Below are 22,479 nucleotides of genomic sequence, written 5' to 3' on the forward strand. Positions count from 1 at the left end.
GTGGCCCCCAACGGTTCGCCGGCGCATCATTCGTTTTCAAGAAGGATTTTTGAGATGCCCCCCACCCCCGGTTTGATTCCTGCGCACTCGCGCGCCACAAGCCCTTTGCGAACCGCTGTGGCCCTGGGCTGCGTCCTGGTGGCCCTGGCGGGCTGTGGCGGCGGCTCTGGCGACACGGCGCAGCCACCCGCAACCAACCTCGCGGCACCCACGAACTTCACGGTGAGCAACCTCGGAACCTTCGGATGGAGCGCCACACCTGGCGCCACCCGCTATGAACTGTTTGTGGACCCGGACGGCACGGGCCCGCTGGAAGAGGCCAAGGCAGACGACTACAACCAAGCCACCGGCACCGGTTTTACCTACTCTCAAGCGGGAATTCAACAGATTGCAGGATCCCTCCATGCAACCGCCTCTGCGTCCAGCCTGGCAGCAAGCCTCAACGCCTACTACCGCCTGCGCGCGTGCGACGCCAGCAGTTGCGGCGCTTTTACGGCGGCGAAGACCTATGACATAGTCAATGCCATCAGCCATGAATTCCCCTCGGGACGTGCCCCCAGCAAATTTACCTACGGTTTGGACGGCTATCCACGACTGTCCAAGGACGGCCTGACATTGGCCATCGGCCAGTCGAGCCCCGCCGCCGACTCTGCTGTGTACGTTTTCATGCGCCCCAGCAGCGCGCAACCATGGCAGCCACAAACGGTTCTGCGCTCCGGCAAGAGCTATTTCGGGGAGAAGGTCGCGCTCTCCTCGGACGGCAGCACCCTGGCCATACAAGGAATGGAACCAACCAACGGCAATGTCAATGCGCTCACTAGTGTGGTGTACCTCTACCAACGCAACGGCAGTACCTGGGATCAGCAAGCCTATCTGGAAGCACCCACCGCACCCTCGGCATGCCCACAACCATGCCGCGCTGGGAGCATTGGCCATTTGGCGCTGTCTGCCAATGGCAACCTGCTTGCGACATCGCTGAGCTTCAACACACCCGCAGGCGTCGGTTCCACATCCATTGGCGCCGTAGTGACCTACGTTCGCAATGGAACATCGTGGTCTCAACAAGCCTTGCTGGAAACGGGCGGCAAATCTGTGGATCTATTGGCTCTGGCAGCAGACGGCAAAACCTTGGCAGTGAATCAAGGCGCTTTTTATCTTGGCGCCCTTTCACCACAGACGACCACCCTTTCGCGCTGGTCTTTACCCAGCAAAATGGCACGTGGAGCCAGCAAGCCCGCATTCCCGTTGGCATTGTGTACCTGGTGACTGTTGGGGCTAGCTCGCTCAGCACCATGGAGCTGTCTGGCGATGGCAACACCCTCGCCATCCTTGCCAGCAATGATCCTGGGCGTCAGCCCCCAGAACTCGACATCAAGCCAGCGGATCTCTCGTGCGGCCCGATGGTGGGCAGCTTGTATATGGCACTGTATGCACGCAATAGCAGCACATGGCAACGGCAAGCCGCGATCTCGCGCGAGAATGCAGACTCCTGGGCACTGGCCAGCGACGGCAACGCCGTGTTCTACGGCAACGCACTGTTCACGCGCAGCAACGGCACCTGGGCTTGCCCTTGATCGGCTGCTGCGCGAGGGGCCTGCCGAGCTTTGAGGCCAGACAAAGCGCGGCTCGATCTCCCCGGTGACATCGGGCCCTGCATTAGCATCGGCCCCATGTCCGACACGCGCAAGTCCCATCTCGACGCCCTCTCCATTTCCATCCTCCTGGCCTGCTGCCTGTTCTGGGGCTTTCAACAGGTACTGGTCAAAGCCACCGTAACCGAAGTGGCGCCCGTGTTCCAGGCCTTTGTGCGCTTTGCCATAGCGAGCGCCGCCGTGCTGCTGTGGTGTCTGTGGCGCGGCGTACCTGTGAGCCCCCGGCACGAGAGCCGCGCAGCGCTTTGGGGCGGCCTGCTGGCCGGGGCGCTGTTTGCCGGCGAGTTTGCATGCATCTATATCGGTTTGCAGTACACGCAGGCTTCGCGCCTGACCGTGTTTTTGTACTGCGCGCCCTTCTGGGTGGCACTGATCCTGCCGCGCTTCGTCGCCGGCGAAGGACTGCGCGGCTGGCAATGGGTCGGCCTGGCTGTGGCCTTCGTCGGCGCGGCGCTGGCGCTGGGAGACGGTCTGTGGCATCCCGCTGTGCAAACCCAGCCGCTGGCTTGGCTGGGCGACCTGCTGGGCCTGGCTGCAGGCCTGATGTGGGCGCTGACCACCGTGGTGATCCGCAGCACGCCCGTTGGCCGCATCGCCCCCGCCAAACAATTGCTCTACCAGGTGGGAATGAGCACCGCCGTGCTTCCCTTTCTGTCGCTGGCGCTGGGCGAGACCTGGTCTTTGCAACTGAGCGGCTTTGCCTGGACCTCGCTGCTGCTGCAGTCGCTGGTGGGGGCGTTTGCCAGCTACCTGGCGTGGATGTGGATGCTGGCGCACTACAACGCCACCAAGATGTCGTCCTTTGTCTTTTTGACGCCGGTGTTTGCCTTGCTCTTTGGCGCGTTCTGGCTCGGCGAGACCATTACCCCCGGCCTGCTGGCGGCACTGACGCTGGTGGCGGTGGGCATCATCGTCGTCAACCGCCGGCCGCGCATGGCGGCGGGCGCCTAGGTACGCCACCGACGCGCGGGCCCGCACCGAACTGCAAAGACCCTTCGGTTCAACTCAGGGGTGGCCTGCATGGCGCAGAACGCTATTTAATAGATAGCTATCAACGCTTACCCAATAAGCGCCAGAGGCCTAAAAACCCTAAATTTTAGGGATGCGAATGCGGCTGATCATCAAGGAGCCCGACAGCGCGAACACCAGCACCAGCGGGTGCAGGCCCCAGCCCGCCACATGCCACTGGCCAAACCACAGCGTTTCGCGCACTGCGCCCATCGCTGCAGCAACGGCCAGCAGGGCCACCAGCGCGATCGAGGTGGGAATGGGGGTGCCTTCGAAATACTTCACCTTGCCGTCGTCCCCCGAAAGCGTTTCGGCGGTGACGTTGTAGCGCGCCAGGCGCGAGACGCCACAGGCTACGAAATACGCCAGCACGATGCGGTCCCACCCGCCCTGCATGCCGCAGGCATAGGCCAGTACAGCGGGGGCCACGCCAAACGAGATCACATCGGCCAGCGAATCGAGCTCGCGCCCCATGGCCGAGCTTTTTTGCCGCCAGCGCGCCACGCGGCCATCGAGCACGTCGAAAATCAGCGCAGCCAGCACCAGCGCCGCCGCAAAGTACACATGGCGCAGGTCGCCGTTTTCCAGGTAAGTCATGGCGGAAAACAATGCGCCCACACCGCAGACGGCATTGCCCAGCGTGAACCAGTCGGCGAGGTGGAACTCGCGAATCATGGAGAAACGTTTGGGGCGGTCAGCAATCGGGTCGGTCATGGGCTGCTTTGCGGCGGGTAGGAGTAGGCCATTATGAAAGCGCTCCATTGGCGCCCGGTGTAGTCCGGCGCCGCAGCGCCTCAGCCCTGCGCTGCGCGCTCTGCCGCAAACGCCACGTACCAGTCCAGGCACCCGGGGTTCGCCATGGCGTCCTTGTTGACCACTTTGTCGAGCGGCTGGCCCAGCAGCATCTTCTTGATCGGCAGCTCCTGCTTTTTGCCGCTGAGCGTGCGCGGCACCTCGGGCACGGCGAAGATGTCGTCGGGCACGAAGCGCGGGCTCAGTGCGGTGCGCACGGCGTTGTTGATGCGCGCGCGCAGCGCGTCGGTAAGCGTGTGGCCCGCTCGCAGCACCACAAAGAGCGGCATGTAGCTCTCGCGCCCCAGGTATTCCAGATCCACCACCAGGCTGTCGAGCACCTCCGGCAGGGCTTCCACGGCGCTGTAGATTTCGCTCGTGCCCATGCGCAGGCCATGGCGGTTGATGGTGGCGTCCGAGCGGCCGTAAATCACGCAGCCAGGGTGCTCGGCACTGCCGATCTCGATCCAGTCGCCGTGGCGCCAGACGGCGCCCATCTCGGGCGGCCCGTCGCCGCCACCGGGCAGGCGCCCGTGGCCCGCAGGAAAGCTGTCGAAGTAGCTCGACAGGTAGCGTTCGCCAAAGGGATGGCCCCCACGCTCCCCCACTGCGTGTGGGTCGCTGCCCCCCGAGGGGGCCTTCGCAGCTTGGGGCGGCCCGGCGCTGCTCACGTCCCCCCACAGGTACAGCGGCATCGACGGGATGGGCTGCGTGCAGACCAGTTCACCGACAGCGTCCAGTACCGGCTGGCCGTTGCTGTCCCAGGCCTCGACAGCGGCGCCCAGCATGCGGCACTGCATGCGGCCGGGGATTTGCGGCAGCTCGCAGTTGCCGCCAATGAAGGCGCCGGCAAAGTCGGTGCCCCCCGAGATGTTGGCCCACCAGATGCCATCTTCCCGGTTGCCATCGACCCCCGCCGCCGCCATGAAGCGCGTGCCCCATTGCTGCACTTCGGCCGACAGTGGCGAGCCGGTGGAGCCCAGCGCGCGGATGCGGGTCAGATCGCCGCACTGGGCAGGCGAGATTCCGGCCTTCATGCAGTTGGCGTAGAAGGCCGCGCCCGCGCCAAAGAAGCTCACCCCGGTGTCAGAAGCAAAACGCCACAGCTGCGTCCAGTCGGGCGCGTCTTTGGATCCGCCGGGGTTGCCGTCAAAAATGGCGCAGGTGGTTCCCAGCAGCAGGCCCGCCATCTGCGCATTCCACATCACCCAGCCGGTCGAGCTGTACCAGTGGTAGCGCTCGCCCCAGCTGTTGGGCGCGTAGCTGCAGCCAATGTCGTTGTGCAGGGCGCCCAGCTCCATCAGCACCAGCAGCATGCCGCCATGGCCATGGACGATGGGCTTGGGCAGGCCGGTGGTACCGCTGGAATAGACGATCCACAGCGGGTGGTCAAAGGGCAACCACATCGGCTCAAAACCCTCAACCTCAGCATCATTTTGGCCGCTAGCGCTTGTCCAGCTTGTGCATCCAGCTACAGAAACAGAAGCATCCAGGTTGCCCACCACGACGCAGTGGCGCAGGCTGGGCAACTGCGCCCGCAGCTCGGCGAGCACCGGCAGGCGGTCGTGCTCGCGCCCGCCGTGGATCACACCATCGACGCCAATCAGCACCGTGGGTTCGATCTGCCGGAAGCGGTCCAGCACCGCCTGCGTTCCCATGTCGGGGGCGCAAATGCTCCAGACGCCGCCAATGGCCGCCGTGGCCAGCAGCGCGACGGCAGCTTCAGGAATGTTGGGCAGGTAGGCCGCCACGCGATCGCCCGGCTGCACGCCTGCGGCCTGCAGGTGCAGCGCGAGCGAGGCCACCTGGCGGCGCAGCTCGGGCCAGGAGAGTTCGCGCTGCGCGCCGCGCTCGTTGCTGGCCACGATGGCTGGCATGCCGGCGGCGTGCGCGCCATCGACATGGCGCAGCACCTGGCGCGCATAGTTCAGCTGCGCGCCGGGAAACCACACCGCGCCTGGCATGGCGTTTTTGGCCAACACGCCCAAATGCGGCGTCGGCGACTGGATGTCGAAGAACTCCCAGATGCTTTGCCAGAACACGTCGAGATCGGTCGTGGACCAGCGCCAGAGCGCGTCGTAGTCGCCAAAGTGCAGGCCACGCTCGGCGCGCAGCCAGTCCTGGTAGAGGCGAATCTGGGGAATGTGGGGCGCTTGCATAGGCTCTTGAGGGTAGCGCCACAGACGCGGCGATGCGACTAGGGTTTGTACGGTTGTACAAGGGTTTTGTACGAGCGTTCAATATCTGGACATGCCGACGCTCACACGCCCGCGCACACGCCGCGCAAAACCCGCCACTGGCGAGCGACCTGATCGCCGCGCGGCCATTCTGCTGGCTGCAGAAATGCTGTTTGCCGAGCATGGCTACCACGCCGTATCCATCCGGCAGATTGCCCAGAAGGCCGACGTGCCACTGGCGCTGGTGGGCTATTACTTTGGCCAGAAGCACGAGCTGTTTCACGCCATCTTTGCGCATTGGCGCAGCACCATCTCCGAGCGCCTGGCGCTGTTGGCGCAGGCCGAGACGAGTCCACGCGATGGCCACTACCTGGGTCGCATCGTGCACGCCTTTGTGCAGCCGGTGTTGCAGCTGCGTGCCAGCAGCGAAGGCGAGTACTACGCCCTGCTGGTGGCGCGCGAGTTGCTGTACCGCACCCCTGGCACCGAACAGGTGCTGGCCGACTTCTTTGACCCCATGGCCCACGCCTTCATTGCGGCGCTGCAGGCGGCCTGCCCCGGCAGCACGCGCGCCCAGACCGCCTGGGCCTACCAGTTCACCATGGGCGCGCTGCTGCACCACCTGATCGATCACCGCGTCGAGCGCTTGTCGCTGGGCGCCAATACCCCCCACGACGCGCAGGCCGCGCCGCTGCTCACCGCCTTCATCACCGCTGGAATTGGCGCGCTGCTGCTGCCGGCGCCGCCGCTCACGCATCCTGTCGCAACCGCTTGATCCACCCACAAGGAGACTTCCTATGCACCGCCGTACCCTGCACCGCCTGACCCTGGCCGCCACGCTGGCCCTGGTTGCCACCGGCGCCGCACATGCCCAGCAAACCATTCGCCTCACCGCAGCGGGCGGCCACCCGCCGGTGTTTCTGTGGGTCAAGCTGATTGACGAGTTCTTTATCCCCGAGGTGGACAAGCGCCTGGCAGCCGCTGGCGGCAAGACCAAGATCGACTGGACGCGCGCCTGGGGTGGCACCCTGATCAAGATCGGCAGCGAATCCAAGGGCATTGCCGACGGCGTGGCCGACATCGGCTTTGTTGGCACCATTTTTGAAGCGCCGCGCTTTCCGCTGCAAAACGTGAGCTACTTTGCCCCCTTTGGCTCCGACGACATCGGCACCGTCACCAAGGTGGTCAACCAGTTGCAGCACGACGTCCCCGCCATGGGCGGCACCTGGACCAAGAACGGCCTGGTGTACCTGGGCGGCGCCGCGCTCGACTCCTACCACCTGTGGACCAACTTTCCGGTGAACTCGGTGGACGATCTCAAGAGCAAGAAGATCACGGCGCCCGGACCCTCGGCCAACTGGATTCGCGACACCGGCGCGGTGGCGGTGGCGGGCAACCTGAATACCTACTACGAGGACATCAAGTCCGGCGTGTCCAACGGCGTCATCACCTTTGCCACCGGCGCCTGGGGTGCCAAGGTGCACGAAGTGGCGCCCTACATCACCAAAGTCAATTTCGGCTCCCAGTTCGCTGGCGGCATCGCCATGAACAAGGGGCGCTTCGACAAGCTGCCGCCCGAGGTGCAGAAGATCTTCCGCGACGTTGGCGACGAATACAGCACCCGCTTTGCTGCCGCGCAAGCGGCCGCTGCCGCCGGCCTGCTCAAGAAGATGGAAGAAGCCGGTGCAAAAATCAGCGAACTGCCGGCCGCCGAGCGCAAGCGCTGGGCCGACACCTTGCCGCCGATCGCCAAGACCTGGGCGGCCGACCTGCAAGCCAAGGGGCTGCCCGCCGACGAGGTACTCAAGGGCTATGTGGAAGGGCTCAAGAAAAACGGCGCCGATCTGCCGCGCGACTGGTCGGCAAAGTAAGGCCGTGCGAAGCGCCTGAACCCATGGAGCCCACCAACACCACAGCGCTCGCGCAAGAACCGGACGCCGTACCCAAGGACGCCTACGGCCAGCCGCTGCCGGCGGGCTTTCAGCGCGTGGTCCAGGCGCTCAACGCGCTGGGCACGCTGTGGATTGTGGCGCTCATGGTTCTCATCAACACCGACGTGCTGGGACGCAACCTGTTCCATGCGCCGGTGCGCGGCGTCACGGAACTGGTGTCGCTGTCCATCGTCGGCATCGTGTTCCTGCAGTTGGCGGACACCTTGCACAGCGGCCGCATCACGCGTGCCGACGTGCTGCTGCAAGGTCTGCAGAAGAAGCGCCCGGTGCTGGCGGCGCTGCTGCACGCGTTCTTTCACCTGGTAGGCGCGCTGCTGATGGGCACCATTCTGTGGGCTGCCTGGCCAACGCTGTGGGAGTCGATCCGCATGCGCGAATACGTGGGCGCCATCGGCGACTTCACCGCGCCCGTGTGGCCGGTTCGCGTAGTGATGCTGGTGGGTCTCTGTGCCACGCTCATTACCTTTGTGTTGCTGGCGCTGGCCGATGTGCGCCGCGCTGCGCGTGTGCGCCAGATGCGCGCTACGGGGCACGGCGCATGAGCCCGACACTGATTGCCTGCGCCTCGCTGGTGCTGATGCTGGCGCTGATCTGGGCCGGCATGCACGTGGCCGTGGTGCTGGCCGTGGTGTCCTTTGTCGGCGTCTGGCTCATCAAGGGCGACCCCGGCATTGCGGCCAACCTGCTGGCACAGGCCAGCAGCGACGCCATTGCCAGTCACATCTTTGGTGTGGTGCCGCTGTTTGTGCTTACCGGTTTTCTGGTGGCCATGGCCGACATCGGCAAGGACGCGTTCGAGGTGGCCAACCAGTTGCTGCGCCGCCTGCGCGGGGGCCTGGGCATCGCCACCGTAGCGTCCAACGCCGTGTTCGCCGCCATCACCGGCATATCGATCGCCTCGGCTGCGGTGTTCACCCGCGTGGCGGTGCCCGAGATGCGTCGCTATGGCTACAACCCCCAATTTGCCGTGGGCGTGGTCGCGGGCTCTTCGGTGCTGGGCATGTTGATTCCGCCCAGCCTGCTGATGATTCTGTATGGGTTCTTGTCCAACCAGTCGGTGGGCGACTTGTTCACTGCCGGCATCGTGCCGGGCCTGCTGCTGGCGCTGGCCTACGCCGTGGGCATCGTGGTCATGTCCTTTGTCTGGCCGCGCTCGGTGTTTGCAAGCGGCGCGCCGCTGCCAAGCAACGATGCCGATCTGATGCCGCTCGGCACCCTGGTGCGCAAGATCATCCCCAGCGTGCTGATGATCGTGGCCGTGCTCGGCGGCCTGTACGCCGGCTACTTCACCGCCACGGAGGCCGGCGCCGTGGGTGCGCTGCTCGCGCTCATCATCGCGCTGCTGCGGCGCAAGCTCAACGCGCGCACGCTTTGGAGCGTGCTGACCGAGACCGGCCATGTCACGGTGTCGGTCAGCTTTTTGATCATCTGCGCCACCATTTACACGCGCATGCTGGCGATGTCGGGCATGCCGCAGTTTCTGGTGGAAACCATGGCGCAGGCGGGGCTGGGTGCGACGGCGTTTCTGATGCTCTATGTGCTCATCGTGATTGCGCTGGGCATGGTGGTGGATTCCTCGTCCATCCTGCTCATCGTGCTGCCGCTGATGCTGCCGCTGGCCGAGGGCTTTGGCATGAACCTGATCTGGTTCGGCGTGGTCACCGTGGTGGCAGTGGAGATCGGCCTGCTGACGCCGCCGTTCGGCCTGTCGGTCTACGTCATCAAAAGCACGCTGCAGGACGAAAGCGTGTCGCTCGGCGACATCTTTCGCGGCACCGCGCCGTTCACGCTGATGATGCTGACTGTCTTGCTGCTGCTCATCTTCTTTCCTGCCATCAGCCTGGTGCTGCTGAAATAGAGGAGCCAGCCATGCCCAATCCAATCGACGGCTTCACCGTGGACCGCGCCGCCATCGCTTATGTCGGCCACGACCTGCAGCGCCCCGAGTGCATCCTGGCCGAGCCCGACGGCACGCTGTGGTCCGCCGATGCGCGCGGCGGCGTGATGCGCATCGCGCCGGACGGCACGCAGCGTTTTATCGGCCAGCAGGCCGACGCGCGATTTGGCGCAGCAACCGCCCGAGATGCGCAGGCGGTGGAACAAAAGTTCACCACTGGCACCCTGCCCAACGGCCTGGCCTTTGCTGCCAATGGCGACATCCTGATTTCCAACTTCGGTACCGACGTGCTCGAGGTGATGACGCGCGAAGGCCACACGCGGCTGCTCGCCGACACCATTGACGGCCAGCCGATTGGCAAAGTGAATTTCGTGCTGCGCGATGCCAAGGGCCGCATCTGGATCACCGTCTCCACCCGCATGAATCCGTGGACCCAAGCGGCCGGCACGCGCGTGCGCGATGGTTACGTGGCGGTGCTCGACGACACCGGACTCTACGTGGTGGCCGATGGTTTTCACTTCACCAACGAAATCCGGCTGGACGCGGCGGGCGAGTGGCTCTACATCGTGGAAACCACCGGCCCGCACATCACCCGCATGCGAGTGGACGGCAGCGGTCCACGCGTGCGCCTGACCGACCGCGAAATTTTTGGGCCCAGCCACCTGGGTGGTTTCCCCGACGGCATTGCTTTCGACGCGCACGGCAACCTGTGGTGCACGCTGGTGATGGTGGACCAATTGATTGCACTCACGCCCCAGGGCGACAAGCGCATCTTGCTCGACGACGGCAACCCCGAGGCCTCGCGGCGCCTGCTGGAGAGCATGGCCGCAGGGTACGTCAGCCCCGAGGCCATGCTGGCCGCGCGCGGCAGCATCGCGCCCTGGATGGCGAGCATCACCTTTGGCGGGCCAGACCTGCGCACCGTCTACCTCGGCAGCCTGATGGGCACGCGCATTCCGTTTTTTCGCTCGCCGGTGGCTGGCCTGCCCCTCGCGCACTGGAATTGATTTACCTCTTTGGAGAACCCCATGGCACGTACCTTCATTGACCTCTCGATTTACCTGGAAAACGACGTCATTTCCGACCCACCGGCGTTCGCGCCAAAGATTCAGTATTTCTCGCACGAGAACACCTTCGAGCAGATTTCTCCGTTTTTCCCTGGCCTCAAAAAGGAAGACCTGCCCGACGGCGAAGGCTGGGCAGTGGAGCTGGTGAATCTGTCAACCCACAACGGCACGCACCTGGACGCGCCCTACCACTTCCACTCCACCATGGACAAGGCGCTGGGTGAGAAAAAGCCCGCCATCACCATCGACCAGGTGCCGCTCGAATGGTGCTTTCAGCCCGGCGTGAAGCTCGACTTCCGCCACTTTGCCGACGGCTACGTAGTCACCGCGCAAGACGTGGAAGCCGAGCTGGCGCGCATCGGCCACACACTCAGCCCGCTCGAAATCGTGGTCGTCAATACCCGTGCCGGTTCGCGCTACGGCCACGGCGATTTCGTCAGCGCCGGCTGCGGCATGGGCTACGAGGCCACCATGTATCTGCTGGAGCGCGGTGTGCGCCTGACCGGCACCGACGCCTGGAGCTGGGACGCGCCCTTTGTGCACACCGCGCAGAAGTACGGCCAGACGCACGACGCCAGCTTGATCTGGGAAGGCCACAAGGCCGGCCGCGACATCGGCTACTGCCATATGGAAAAGATGCACAAGCTCGAAGCCCTGCCGGCGACGGGCTTCACCATCAGCTGCTTTCCCCACAAGATTCGCGGCGCCTCGGCCGGCTGGACCCGCGCCGTCGCCATCTTCGACGACGCCCTATTGCCTGAGAAACCCGCCAAAGTTTGAGGACGCTGCCATGAGCCCCATCGACCACACCCATGACGCGACCGCCCGCAGTTGGGTGACCTCGGCCAACGCACCGGACGGCGACTTCCCGATCCAGAACCTGCCCTTTGCCGTGTTCCGCCACCACGGCGGCGACGAAGCGTTTCGGGGCGGCGTGGCGATTGGCGACCAGGTCATCGACCTGGCGCGGGTGGCCGAGCTCGGCTGCCTGGAAGGCCTCGCCCACGAGGCTGCGCTTGCGGGTGCGCGCCCGTACTTGAACGATCTGATGGCCATGGGCCCGCAGGCCGCACGCGCGCTGCGCCACGGCCTGTTTGCGCTGTTGAAAGAGGGCGCCGATGGCCCGGCGGTGGACGTCCTGCGCGGCTGCCTCACGCCGCAGGTGGCGGTGCAATACACCGTGCCGGTGCAGGTGCACAACTACACCGATTTCTACACCTCCATCCACCACGCGCGGAGCGTCGGCCGCCTGATTCGGCCCGACCAACCGCTGTCGCCCAACTTCCAGTGGCTGCCGATTGCGTACCACGGCCGCGCGTCCAGCGTGGTGGTCAGCGGCACCGACTTCCACCGCCCCATGGGCCAGGCCTTGCCGCAGGGCGCATCTGCCCCGGTATACGGCGCCTGCGCGCGGCTCGATTTCGAGCTGGAAATGGCCATCTACGTGGGCCAAGGCAACGCCCTTGGCGAGCAAGTGCCACTGGCAGAAGCCGAGGAACATCTCTTTGGCATGGGCCTGCTCAACGACTGGTCGGCGCGCGACCACCAGTTCTGGGAGATGGCGCCGCTGGGCCCTTTCCTGGGCAAGAACTTTTGCACCAGCGTCTCGCCCTGGGTGGTGACCATGGACGCGCTGGCGCCTTATCGGGTGGCCGCCGTGCACCGCCCGGCGGGCGACCCGCAGCCCTTGGCCTATCTGGCCGATGCGGCCAACCAGCGCGCCGGCGGCATCGACGTGCGCCTGACCGTGGGGCTGGAGACCGCCCTACACCGCGCGCGCGGTCTGCCCCCGGCCGAAATCACCCGCACCAGCTTTCGCCACCAGTACTGGACGGTGGCGCAGATGCTCACCCAGCACACGGTCGGCGGCTGCAACCTGCAAAGCGGCGACCTGCTCGGCACCGGCACCATCTCCGGCCCGGCGCCCGAGGAAGCCGGCGCCATCGTGGAACTGAGCGTGGGCGGCAGCCAGCCGCTGACGCTGGCCGGCACTGGCGAGCAGCGCGCGTTTCTGGAAGACGGCGACGCCGTGGTGCTGCGCGGCTGGTGCGAGGCGCCAGGTGCTGCGCGCATCGGCTTTGGTGAATGCCGGGGCATGGTGCTGCCCGCCAAAAGCTGAATATTGGTCAAATTGGCCTCTAGCGCTTATCCAATAAGCGTTGAAAGCTATTGTTTTGATAGTATTTCAAGAGATGTGGATGTCGCCCGGCGCAACAATTTCGCCCGCGTTCGCGTAGCATCTCGGCCACCAAATCAATCCGGGGGGGAAACCAGGCATGTCCATGTTCAATTGGCAGGAGAAAAGCGCCGCCGTGCTCGCCAGCGGCGGCGTTATAGGCCCACACGAACGCCTGCCCTGGCCGCAAACCGGCGCCATGGGCGTGCAGCACGTGATTGCCATGTTTGGCTCGACGGTGCTGGCGCCCATCCTGATGGGGTTCGACCCCAACCTGGCCATTCTGATGAGCGGCATCGGCACGCTCATCTTCTTCATCATCACCGGCGGCAAGGTGCCGAGCTACCTGGGTTCGAGCTTCGCCTTCATCGGCGTGGTGATTGCCGCCACCGCCTACGCCGGCAAAGGGCCGAACGCCAACATCGGCCTGGCGCTGGGCGGCATCATTGCCTGCGGGGCGGTGTACACGCTGGTGGGCTTTATCGTCCAAGCCATAGGCACAGGCTGGATCGAGCGCTTCATGCCGCCCGTGGTCACGGGCGCCGTGGTGGCGGTGATCGGCCTGAACCTCGCCGGTATTCCCATCAAGAACATGGCCGCCAGCAATTTCGACAGCTGGATGCAGGCGCTGACCTTTGTCAGCGTGGGCCTGGTGGCGGTGTTCACGCGCGGCATGGTGCAGCGCCTATTGATTTTGGTGGGCCTGGTGCTGGCCAGCGTGATTTACGCTGTGCTCACCAACGGCCTGGGCCTGGGCAAGCCGCTGGACCTGTCGGGCGTGATGAACGCCGCCTGGGTCGGCATGCCGCAGTTCGCCAAGCCCATTTTCGACGCCAACGCCATGCTTCTGATCGTGCCGGTGGTCATCATCCTGGTGGCGGAAAACCTGGGCCACATCAAGGCCGTGACCGCCATGACCGGCAAGAACATTGACCAGTACATGGGCCGCGCCTTTATTGGCGACGGCATTGCCACCATGGTCAGCGGTGCCGCCGGTGGCACCGGCGTGACGACGTATGCCGAGAACATCGGCGTGATGGCGGCCACCAAAATTTATTCCACCGCCGTGTTCTTCGTCGCCGCGCTGATCGCCGTGCTGCTGGGTTTCTCGCCCAAGTTTGGCGCCGTCATCCAGGCCATTCCGCTGCCGGTCATGGGCGGGGTTTCCATCGTCGTCTTCGGCCTGATTGCCGTCGCCGGCGCGAAAATCTGGGTCGACAACAAGGTGGATTTCTCGCAGAACAAGAACCTGATCGTCGCCGCCATCACGCTCATTCTGGGCACGGGTGATTTCACGCTCAAGTTTGGCCAGTTTGCGCTCGGCGGCATCGGCACCGCCACCTTTGGCGCCATCGTGCTGTATGCGCTGCTCAACCGTGGCGAGCCCAGCGCCCGCCGCAACCCTTCCACCCCCGCGCACCCCGGCTGAACGCCCGCCGCGCATTGCCGCAGAGACCGCCATGCCTATCTGGAAAAAGCCCATCACGCTCGAAGCCTGCAAGCAAACGAGTGAGAACACCGCCGTGACCCATTTGGGTATCGAGTTCATCGAAGTCGGCGACGACTACCTGGTGGGGCGCGTGCCCGTGGACGAGCGCACGCGCCAGCCGTTTGGCCTGCTGCACGGCGGCGTCAGCGTGGTGCTGGCCGAAACATTGGGGTCGATTGGCGCCTTCTACGCCAGCCCCGAAGGCCACCGCGGCGTCGGCCTGGACATCAACGCCAACCACCTGCGCGCCGCCACCAGTGGCTGGGTCACCGGCACGGCGCGCCCGGTGCACATCGGCCGCACCACGCAGGTGTGGGCGATTGAAATGGTGAACGAGGCGGGTGAGCTGACCTGCGTGTCGCGGATCACGATGGCGATGCTGGCGCCGCGTTGAGTAGCGTTTCAAACCCATTCGCCGTTTCGCGGATCGAATAGAAATTCGGGGTGCAATCAAGCTGACCACGGGATCTATTGAATGGACCGTCCATGCCAAGCGAACCCATGCGCAACGTCGCTTCCATCGTGACCCTTTTTGGTCCTTCGCCGCAATGCAATCCAAGCGGCGGGGCGATGTTCGCGCCAGTTGTTCGCGCCCTGATGCGAGTGCCAACACTTCTGTTGCTCGCCTCGACCCATGCATTCGGTGCAGGGACGCATTGCCTGCCCCATGAATCCGTCGCATTTTCCTGCTCGCTCGCAGTATCGAAAGTCGTATCTGTCTGCTTCGCGAAGGCATCCAACGCAAAGCCTGCCACGCTCTTCTACCGATTTGGCCGCCTGGGGGCACCAGAGCTTGTCTTTCCGGAATCCCCCGCAGGCTCCTTGCAGCGGTTTCGCTACGCGCACTACTTCCGCTACCAGGTCGACCGCACGGAACTGAACTTCTCCAACGCCGGTGTCGAATACTCGGTTTTTGATGACTATGACGGCGAAGAACGACCAAAGTACGCACGCGGAGTGCGCGTGACGGCGAATGGAAAGGAACACGAGCTGCTGTGCAAGCGCGATGTCGCCTCGCATCTCAAGGAACTCGCTGCCTTGGTGCCGTGCGATGCCGAGAGCGGTTTGACTTTGGACGGTTGCAAGTAGGCGCGGTGCGAAAGCGCGTCAATTTATCGCTTTATCAGGCTCCAGCGCTTATCTAACAAGCGTTAATAGCTATTGATTGAATAGCACGTCAAATCAAGCGACGTCGTCTGCCTCGCTGCGTGCCAGGCGTTCGCTCTTCCAGTACACGTCGTCCCCACCGTCCATACGGTTGAGAACCCGCGAGAGCACGAACATCAAATCCGACAGCCGGTTCAAGTAGTGGCGCGGCGCCTCGCGCACCGCTTCCTGGCTGCCCAGCGCCACCACGGCGCGCTCGGCGCGGCGGGCGACGGTGCGGCAGATGTGGGCCTGTGCAGCGGCGCGGGTGCCGGCGGGCAGGATGAATTCCTGCAGGCGCGGCAGCGCGGCATTGTGGGTGGCGAGCGCCTGGTCCAGCTGCAGCACGGCGGCTTCTTTGAGCAGTTCAAAACCAGGAATTGACAGCTCTCCGCCCAGATTGAAGAGCTGGTGCTGCACGTCGATCAGCAGTTCGCGCACCTCGGTCGGCACTGGCTCGCACAGCAGCAGGCCAATGTGCGAGTTGAGTTCGTCCACGTCGCCCAGGGCCTGCACGCGCAGGTGGTTCTTGGGCACGCGGGTGTTGTCACCCAGGCCGGTGGTGCCGTCGTCCCCTGTGCGCGTGGCGATTTGTGTGAGTCGTTTTCCCATAAGGCATTCTCCGTGAGTCCGCGACAAGGTTACATCAGGCTCCCAAATGTGTGGCCAGGCAACCGAAGGCAAAAGTGCTGGCCGGGCGCGATGCAAATTGCTTGAATGCAAGCTTGTTCATTCCGTGCAAAGGAAACCTCATGCGCACCAGCGCCCGCACCCACAACTATTTTGATACCCGCAGCGTGCTGCTGTTTGCTGCGCTCAGTCTGGGCGCAAGCGCCGCCTTGAACGCACGCGCAGCCGAAGCCAACCCGAGCCCACCCGCTGCCACCAACCCCGCCAACAAGGCGCCGGCCATGGCCAACAAGAACACGTCGCCGCCCATGACCACGTCGCCCGCTTTTGGCCCCGCCGCCAAGGCCGGCTCCACGGTAGCGGCCAGCAACCCCAGTGTGCACCCGGAGATCGACGCCACCATGCCCACATCGGCACGCACTGCGTTTGACCGGGCCGACACCAACAAGGATGGACAGCTGAGCGCCAAGGAAGCGCAGAAGCTGCCCGCCATGAGCGCGCGTTTCCAGCAGCTCGACACCAACCACGACGGCATGCTCTCGCGCGACGAGTTCGACGCCGGCGCCCGCCCCTGACACCTCGGGCGGGTGGCGGTACCATGGTCTCCAGTGCCATCGGAGACCTGCCATGAACGCCCCCACCGCCACCGCCCACCTCTTGCCTGAAATTGCGCTGCGCCCGGTGCCGCAGGCGCTACTGGACGCGCTGGCGACGCGCTTTGGCGCGCAGTGCAGCACCGCGCAGGCGGTGCGCGAGCAGCACGGGCGCGACGAAGGTTCGCTGCAGGCGCCGCCGCCCTCGGCGGTGGTGTTTGCGCAAAGCACGCGGGACGTGCAAGACGCCGTGCGCCTGGCCAGCGAGCACTCTGTGCCCGTCATCGCCTACGGCGCAGGCTCGTCGCTCGAAGGCCATTTGCTGGCGGTACAGGGCGGCATCAGCATCGACGTGAGCCGCATGAACCAGGTACTGTCCATCGACGCCGACGATCTGACGGTGACGGTGCAGCCCGGCATCACCCGCAAGCAGCTCAACGAGGCGGTAAAGGACACCGGCCTGTTTTTCCCCATCGACCCCGGCGCCGACGCCAGCATTGGCGGCATGGCGGCCACCCGCGCGAGCGGCACCAACGCGGTGCGCTACGGCACCATGCGCGAAAACGTGCTGGCGCTTGAAGTGGTGCTGGCCAGTGGAGAGGCCATCCGCACCGGCACGCGGGCCAAGAAAAGTGCCGCCGGCTACGACCTGACGCGGCTGATGGTGGGCAGCGAGGGCACGCTGGGCATCCTCACCGAAGTGACGGTGCGCCTGTACCCACTGCCCGAGGCCGTCAGCGCGGCGATCTGCTCGTTCCCCAGCATCGAGGCCGCAGTGCGCACCACCATCCAGACCATCCAGCTCGGTGTGCCGATTGCGCGCTGCGAGCTGATCGACGCCAACAGCGTGCGCATGGTGAATGCGCACAGCAAGCTCGGTCTGCGGGAGGAGCCTCTGCTGCTGATGGAATTTCACGGCTCGCCCGCCAGCGTGCGCGAGCAGGCAGAGACCGTGCAGGAAATCGCCAGCGAATTTGGTGGCAACGCCTTTGAGTGGGCCAGCACACCCGAAGAGCGCACGCGCCTGTGGGCCGCACGGCACAACGCCTACTTTGCCGCCGTGCAGAGCCGACCTGGCTGCATGGCGATTTCTACCGACACCTGCGTGCCGATTTCCCGTCTGGCCGACTGCCTGCTCGACTCGGTGCACGAGGCGGATGCCAGCGGCATCCCCTACTTCCTCGTCGGCCATGTGGGCGACGGCAACTTCCACTTCGGCTACCTGATTGACCCCGCGAGCCCCGCCGAGCGCAGCCAGGCCGAGCAGCTCAACCACCAGCTCGTCGCCCGCGCGCTGCAGCTCGGCGGCACCTGCACCGGCGAGCACGGCGTCGGTATCCACAAGATGGGTTTTTTACTGGATGAGGCGGGCGCCGGTGCGGTGGGCGTCATGCGGGCGATCAAGCAGGCGCTGGATCCAAAGAATATTCTGAATCCGGGGAAGATTTTCTCGCTGTAGGCCGCCTGACTTGCTTCTCGGTGTCCGCGCTTAGTCGTCTTGCGCCAACTGTGCCAGCGCCGCCAGCGCAGCGGTTTCCGCGCGCAGTACGCGGCGTCCCAAGGTCACGGGCGAAAACCCATTGGCCAGCGCGGCTTCTTCTTCTGCGGTGCTGAGTCCGCCTTCGGGCCCGGAGAGAAAAACTGCCGGAGAAAGCGATCCGGCAAAGCGGCCTACGGGCGCGCTGCCTGCCCGCAGCGACAGCAGCAGGCGCTCCATCGGAGGCGCTTGGGCACCCGCCTCCAGCCATCCCGCCAGATCCACGGCCTCAGCCACCACAGGCACGCGGTTGCGCCCGCACTGCTCGCAGGCGGCGATGGCGATGGCCTGCCAGTGCGCGCGTTTTTTGTCGGCGCGCTCCCCCTTGAGCTTGAGCACGCTGCGCTCGGCCAAGAGCGGGGTGATGCTGGCGGCGCCCAGTTCGGTGGCTTTTTCCACCAGCCAGTCCATGCGCTCGTTGGCGGTGATGCCGGCAAGCAGATGCACCTCGCGCAGCGCTTCGCGTTCGATGGCGTTGTGAGTGCCCACTTGCAGGCGAACGCTGCTGCGGCCCATGTGGGTCACTCGGGCCTCGAACTCGCCCGTGCCTGCCAAGCCGCCTTGGAACAAGGTGATGGCGTCGCCCGGCTGCAAACGCAGCACCTGTACATGCCGGGCAGCGCCGGCAGGCAGTTCCAGCTCCAGGCCGGTGGCGAGATCTACAGGGCAGTAAAAACGGGGCATTTGCTTCCAAAACAGGAGCTGCTTGTGCTTATGCAGTAAGCGCTAGGAGCCAATTTCGCTTGAAATTTCACATTCGTCCGTAAGCGAAACCGACCGGCGCCGCGTCGCCCTCGATCTGGTCCACCAGCCGGGCCAGAGGCCCCAGCTCACGGTAGCGCCGCGCCGTGGCGCGGATGTAGGCGATGAAGCGCGGCGCATCCTGCAGGTACTTGGGCTTGCCGTCGCGCAGCGTCAGGCGGGCAAAGATGCCGGCCACTTTGAGGTGCCGCTGCAGGCCCATCCATTCGACACTGCGATAAAAGGCGCCAAAGTCGTCGCCCCAGCCGCTGGCACTCGCGCTGCCCAGCAGCCCCGCCTTGCGCGCCTGCTCCCAGTAGCGCACGGTGATGTCGAGCACGAACTCTTCGTCCCAGCTGATGAAGGCGTCGCGCAGCAGGCTGGCAATGTCGTAGGTGATGGGGCCGAACACCGCATCCTGAAAATCGAGCACGCCCAGCGGTCCGCCTTCGCTCAAGGGAATCATCAAGTTCCGCATCATGAAGTCGCGGTGCACGAACACGCTGGGCGCCGAGAGGTTCTCCGCCACGATGCGGTCAAAGGCCTGGGCCAGCACTTGCTGCTGCGCCGCGCTCAGCACCACCTGGCGGTGCTGAGCCACATACCAATCGGGGAACAGCGCCAGTTCGCGGCGCAGCAGAGCATCGCTGTAGGTCGGCAGCACACCGGCGCGCGAGGCCAATTGCCACTGCAGCAGCGTGTCGGTGGCCTGGCGGTACCAGGCGGCTGCCGCTTGGGGATCGGCGGGATCGAGCCGCTCGATGACGGTGTGCTGGCCGAGGTCCGAGAGCAGCAGGAAGCCGTGCGCGCGGTCCCAGTCAAACACCTGCGGCACATTCAGGCCGGCCTGCTGCATCAGGCCCTGCACTTGCACGAACGGGGCGCAGTCCTCCTTGTCGGGTGGCGCGTCCATCACGATGTAACTGGCCTGGGTGCCGTCGATGCGCAGGTAGCGGCGAAAGCTGGCGTCGGCCGACGCCAGGCGCAGGGTCTCGGACCGCAGGCCGAAGGTCGGCGCCAGGGACGCGAGCCATTGGGTGCATAGGGCCTGGCGCTGTTTGTCAGCCCAGGTAACGGCGCTGGCGCCGGCAGGGTCGGAGGGGTGGCTCATGGATAATCCGATTCTACAAACCCGGCCTCTGTGGCGCGGGTGGCTGGCGGCGCTTGCCTGCGCTGACCCGCCGCGCTCTCTGGAACAGACCACTTGCAGCACCAGCCGCCGTTTTTTCGCACCGTCACCACGCCCCGCGTACCGCTCTGCCCCACTGCCGCGTGGGCGCGTCTGGTCGCTTTGGCCTTGTGCGGTCTGCCGTTGGCAGGGATGGCGCAGGGTGAACCGCAAGCAGGCGCTCTCGCCCCGCTGCTGCGCAGCAGCCCCCAGCTGAACGAAAAGATTCCCGAGGCGACGCGTTCGCAGCTGCCGGTGTTTGTTTCGGGGGAGCGCATGTGGGGCCAGACCGACGAGCGCACGGTCGTCGAGGGCGATGCCCAGCTGCGCCGGGGCGACACGGTGATCCATGCCGACCGCATGGAATACACGGTGCCTGACGACCTGGCGAGCGCCACCGGCAAGGTGCGCATCAACCGCGCGGGCAATGTCTACGAGGGCAGCGAGCTGCAGTTGCACGTGGACGCATTCGAAGGTTTTTTCAACGACGCGCGCTACCAGTTGCTGGCCAACGGGGCGCATGGCGTAGCCACGCGCGTGGATTTTGTGGATCGGGACCGCGCGGTGGTGCACGACGCGACCTACACCACCTGCACGCGCGAGGATTTCGCCGCCTGGCAGCCCGACTGGATCATTCGTGCCGAGCGCCTGGAGCTCGACCAGGTGGAAGATGTGGGCATTGCGCACGGCGCCGTGCTGGAATTCAAAGGTGTGCCGATTCTCCCGGTGCCCTACATCAGTTTTCCGCTGTCGGACAAGCGCAAGTCGGGCCTGCTGCCACCCACCCTGGGCATCGACAGCGTCAACGGTTTTGAGTATTCCCAGCCCTACTACTGGAACATTGCACCCAACCGCGACGCCACGCTGGAAGCTGCCCTGATCAGCAAACGCGGCGTGCGTGTCGGGGGCGAATTCCGTTACCTCGAACCCACCTACCGCGGCCGCCTGCTGGGCGACATGCTGCCGTCAGACCGCTTGCGCGATCGCAACCGCTGGAGCTACGCGCTGGAGCACAGTGCCAGCGTGGGCACGCACGTGGGCGGCATTGGCGTGAACCTCAATATCCGCCGCGTCAGCGACGACAACTACTGGCGCGACCTGGGGCGCGGCACGCAGGGCGACACGCAGCGCCTGCTGCCGGCCGATGCGCTTTTCACCTGGGGTGGCAGTGACCAGCAGCTGATGCTGCGCACGCTCAGGTGGCAGACGCTGCAGGATCCGCTCGCGCCCATCGTGCCGCCCTACGACCGGCTACCCCAATTGCAGTGGCGCTATAGCCCGAGTCACCTGGGCATGGGGCTGGACGCCAGTGTCGAACTCGACACCACGCATTTTCACAGCGAGCGGCGCCTGACTCTGCAGCCCAATGCCCAGCGCAGCTACGCCCTGGCGCAACTCAGCCGGCCCTTTGTTTGGCCCGCCGGTTTCGTTACCCCGCGTTTGCAGCTGCACGCCACCAGCTACCAGTTCGACACCCCCATCGCCAACGGCGCACGCTCGGCCAATCGGGCGCTGCCTACTTTCAGCCTCGACAGCGGACTGGTGTTTGAGCGCGACGCGCACTTCTTCAACCGCAACTTCGTGCAGACGCTGGAGCCGCGCGCGTTCTACACCTACACGCCCTATCGCGACCAGCACCTGCTGCCGGTGTACGACACGGCCGCCAACGATTTCAACTTCGCCACCATCTACACCGAGAACGCCTACGGTGGCCAGGATCGCATCGCCGACAACAACCTGCTGACCTTGGGCCTGACCACGCGGCTGCTCGATCCCGATACCGGCGCAGAGGCCGCGCGTTTTGGCGTGGCGCAGCGGCTGCGTTTTTCCGACCAGAACGTGACGCTGCCCGGCGAGCCGGTTGTCCAGGATCGTCTGTCGGACGTGATGGTCGGCGCGGCTGTGAACTGGACGCCGCAGTGGGGGATCAACTCCACGGTGCAGTTCAATCCGAAGACGCGCCGCTCGGTGCGCTCAACCATTGGCGCGCGCTACCAGCCGGCGCCGTTTCACGTGGTGAGCGCAGCCTACCGCTATCAGCGCAACACCAGCGAGCAGATCGACGTCGGCTGGCAGTGGCCCCTGTCGGACCTGTGGAGCGGCGGCTCCAGCCCTCTGCCCGAGCACGCCAGCGCCGTCCCGAATGCACCGCGCGCGGGGCGCTGGTATGGTGTTGGCCGGCTCAACTACAGTCTGCGCGACCGCAAACTCGTGGACACCGTGGTGGGCTTGGAGTACGACAGCTGCTGCTGGATCGGTCGCGTGGTGCTTGAGCGCCTGCAAAACAGCCTCGTTACCTCGAACACACGTTTGCTGTTCCAGATCGAGTTCGTCGGCTTCTCACGGCTGAGCCTGGGCTCCAATCCGCTGTCGAGCCTGCGCCAGAATATTCCCGGTTACCGCACTCTGGGCGACCCCCAGCCGGTTCCCAGCCGCTTCAGCAATTACGACTAA

At 65.2% G+C, this 22,479-nt stretch carries 21 protein-coding genes; 16 read left to right on the top strand and 5 right to left on the bottom strand.

All coding sequences use genetic code 11. From position 1 onward, the window contains the following. The first annotated feature begins 54 nt into the window (after nucleotides 1-54). The 3 genes from C6571_RS06930 to C6571_RS06940 all read left to right on the top strand — a co-directional run bounded on the left by C6571_RS06930 (nucleotide 55) and on the right by C6571_RS06940 (nucleotide 2,603). Nucleotides 55-1,266, top strand: coding sequence for a hypothetical protein (locus C6571_RS06930; protein WP_106446041.1), 1,212 nt, complete (start codon nucleotides 55-57; stop codon nucleotides 1,264-1,266). Between the two features lie 26 nt (nucleotides 1,267-1,292). Further along, nucleotides 1,293-1,574, top strand: coding sequence for a hypothetical protein (locus tag C6571_RS06935; RefSeq protein WP_146139314.1), 282 nt, complete (start codon nucleotides 1,293-1,295; stop codon nucleotides 1,572-1,574). 96 nt (nucleotides 1,575-1,670) lie between these two features. After that, nucleotides 1,671-2,603: a DMT family transporter gene (locus tag C6571_RS06940; RefSeq protein ID WP_106446043.1), complete on the top strand. Its 933-nt coding sequence runs from the start codon at nucleotides 1,671-1,673 to the stop codon at nucleotides 2,601-2,603. A gap of 138 nt (nucleotides 2,604-2,741) precedes the next feature. On the opposite strand, the gene pssA is transcribed toward C6571_RS06940, so the two are convergent. Together pssA and C6571_RS06950 are read right to left on the bottom strand one after the other, a co-directional pair. Then, entirely contained in the window at nucleotides 2,742-3,374 is a 633-nt protein-coding gene (pssA, locus tag C6571_RS06945; protein ID WP_245901441.1) for a CDP-diacylglycerol--serine O-phosphatidyltransferase, read from the bottom strand. A gap of 80 nt (nucleotides 3,375-3,454) precedes the next feature. Next, nucleotides 3,455-5,611, bottom strand: a complete 2,157-nt coding sequence (locus tag C6571_RS06950; RefSeq protein WP_106446044.1) for an acetoacetate--CoA ligase — start codon at nucleotides 5,609-5,611, stop codon at nucleotides 3,455-3,457. A gap of 91 nt (nucleotides 5,612-5,702) precedes the next feature. Between C6571_RS06950 and C6571_RS06955 the strand changes: the two genes are divergently transcribed. From C6571_RS06955 to C6571_RS07000, 10 genes are all read left to right on the top strand, one after another. Next, on the top strand, nucleotides 5,703-6,404 hold the full coding sequence (locus tag C6571_RS06955) for a TetR/AcrR family transcriptional regulator (protein WP_106446045.1): 702 nt from the start codon (nucleotides 5,703-5,705) through the stop codon (nucleotides 6,402-6,404). Nucleotides 6,405-6,426: 22 nt separating this feature from the next. Next, nucleotides 6,427-7,500 (top strand): C4-dicarboxylate TRAP transporter substrate-binding protein, encoded by a 1,074-nt coding sequence (locus C6571_RS06960; protein WP_106446046.1) that lies wholly within the window; start codon nucleotides 6,427-6,429, stop codon nucleotides 7,498-7,500. A gap of 23 nt (nucleotides 7,501-7,523) precedes the next feature. Next, nucleotides 7,524-8,123: a TRAP transporter small permease subunit gene (locus C6571_RS06965; RefSeq protein WP_106446047.1), complete on the top strand. Its 600-nt coding sequence runs from the start codon at nucleotides 7,524-7,526 to the stop codon at nucleotides 8,121-8,123. Further along, entirely contained in the window at nucleotides 8,120-9,439 is a 1,320-nt protein-coding gene (locus tag C6571_RS06970; RefSeq protein ID WP_106446048.1) for a TRAP transporter large permease, read from the top strand. Before C6571_RS06965 ends, C6571_RS06970 begins: the two co-directional genes overlap by 4 nt. 11 nt (nucleotides 9,440-9,450) lie before the next feature. Then, nucleotides 9,451-10,485 carry an SMP-30/gluconolactonase/LRE family protein gene (locus C6571_RS06975; RefSeq protein ID WP_106446049.1) on the top strand — a complete coding sequence of 345 codons (1,035 nt, stop codon included), beginning with the start codon at nucleotides 9,451-9,453 and terminating at the stop codon, nucleotides 10,483-10,485. Nucleotides 10,486-10,506: 21 nt separating this feature from the next. Further along, nucleotides 10,507-11,325, top strand: a complete 819-nt coding sequence (locus tag C6571_RS06980) for a cyclase family protein (protein WP_106446050.1) — start codon at nucleotides 10,507-10,509, stop codon at nucleotides 11,323-11,325. Between the two features lie 10 nt (nucleotides 11,326-11,335). Then, nucleotides 11,336-12,664, top strand: coding sequence for a fumarylacetoacetase (gene fahA, locus C6571_RS06985; RefSeq protein ID WP_106446051.1), 1,329 nt, complete (start codon nucleotides 11,336-11,338; stop codon nucleotides 12,662-12,664). 157 nt (nucleotides 12,665-12,821) lie between these two features. Next, nucleotides 12,822-14,150, top strand: coding sequence for a solute carrier family 23 protein (locus C6571_RS06990; protein WP_106446052.1), 1,329 nt, complete (start codon nucleotides 12,822-12,824; stop codon nucleotides 14,148-14,150). A gap of 31 nt (nucleotides 14,151-14,181) precedes the next feature. After that, nucleotides 14,182-14,604 (top strand): hotdog fold thioesterase, encoded by a 423-nt coding sequence (locus tag C6571_RS06995; RefSeq protein ID WP_106448093.1) that lies wholly within the window; start codon nucleotides 14,182-14,184, stop codon nucleotides 14,602-14,604. A 92-nt stretch (nucleotides 14,605-14,696) separates the two neighbouring features. Further along, nucleotides 14,697-15,299 carry a hypothetical protein gene (locus C6571_RS07000; RefSeq protein ID WP_146139315.1) on the top strand — a complete coding sequence of 201 codons (603 nt, stop codon included), beginning with the start codon at nucleotides 14,697-14,699 and terminating at the stop codon, nucleotides 15,297-15,299. A 93-nt stretch (nucleotides 15,300-15,392) separates the two neighbouring features. On the opposite strand, the gene C6571_RS07005 is transcribed toward C6571_RS07000, so the two are convergent. Further along, nucleotides 15,393-15,968, bottom strand: a complete 576-nt coding sequence (locus tag C6571_RS07005; protein WP_106446054.1) for a cob(I)yrinic acid a,c-diamide adenosyltransferase — start codon at nucleotides 15,966-15,968, stop codon at nucleotides 15,393-15,395. Nucleotides 15,969-16,108: 140 nt separating this feature from the next. On the opposite strand from C6571_RS07005, the gene C6571_RS07010 reads away from it, so the two are divergent. Then, nucleotides 16,109-16,561: an EF-hand domain-containing protein gene (locus C6571_RS07010; protein WP_106446055.1), complete on the top strand. Its 453-nt coding sequence runs from the start codon at nucleotides 16,109-16,111 to the stop codon at nucleotides 16,559-16,561. Between the two features lie 52 nt (nucleotides 16,562-16,613). Then, nucleotides 16,614-18,038 (top strand): FAD-binding oxidoreductase, encoded by a 1,425-nt coding sequence (locus C6571_RS07015; protein ID WP_106446056.1) that lies wholly within the window; start codon nucleotides 16,614-16,616, stop codon nucleotides 18,036-18,038. Nucleotides 18,039-18,068: 30 nt separating this feature from the next. Here the strand turns inward: C6571_RS07015 and C6571_RS07020 are convergent, their stop codons facing one another. Together C6571_RS07020 and C6571_RS07025 are read right to left on the bottom strand one after the other, a co-directional pair. Then, nucleotides 18,069-18,800 carry a 16S rRNA (uracil(1498)-N(3))-methyltransferase gene (locus C6571_RS07020; RefSeq protein WP_106446057.1) on the bottom strand — a complete coding sequence of 244 codons (732 nt, stop codon included), beginning with the start codon at nucleotides 18,798-18,800 and terminating at the stop codon, nucleotides 18,069-18,071. A 67-nt stretch (nucleotides 18,801-18,867) separates the two neighbouring features. After that, nucleotides 18,868-19,968, bottom strand: a complete 1,101-nt coding sequence (locus C6571_RS07025) for an aminoglycoside phosphotransferase family protein (protein WP_106446058.1) — start codon at nucleotides 19,966-19,968, stop codon at nucleotides 18,868-18,870. A gap of 210 nt (nucleotides 19,969-20,178) precedes the next feature. Here C6571_RS07025 and C6571_RS07030 point away from each other — a divergent pair, with 210 nt between their 5' ends. Further along, the gene (locus tag C6571_RS07030; RefSeq protein ID WP_106446059.1) at nucleotides 20,179-22,479 is read left to right on the top strand and encodes an LPS-assembly protein LptD; all 2,301 of its coding nucleotides are present in this window, start codon (nucleotides 20,179-20,181) and stop codon (nucleotides 22,477-22,479) included.

This window comes from Simplicispira suum, from assembly GCF_003008595.1.
In the GTDB taxonomy this organism is placed as follows: Bacteria; Pseudomonadota; Gammaproteobacteria; order Burkholderiales; family Burkholderiaceae_C; genus Simplicispira; species Simplicispira suum.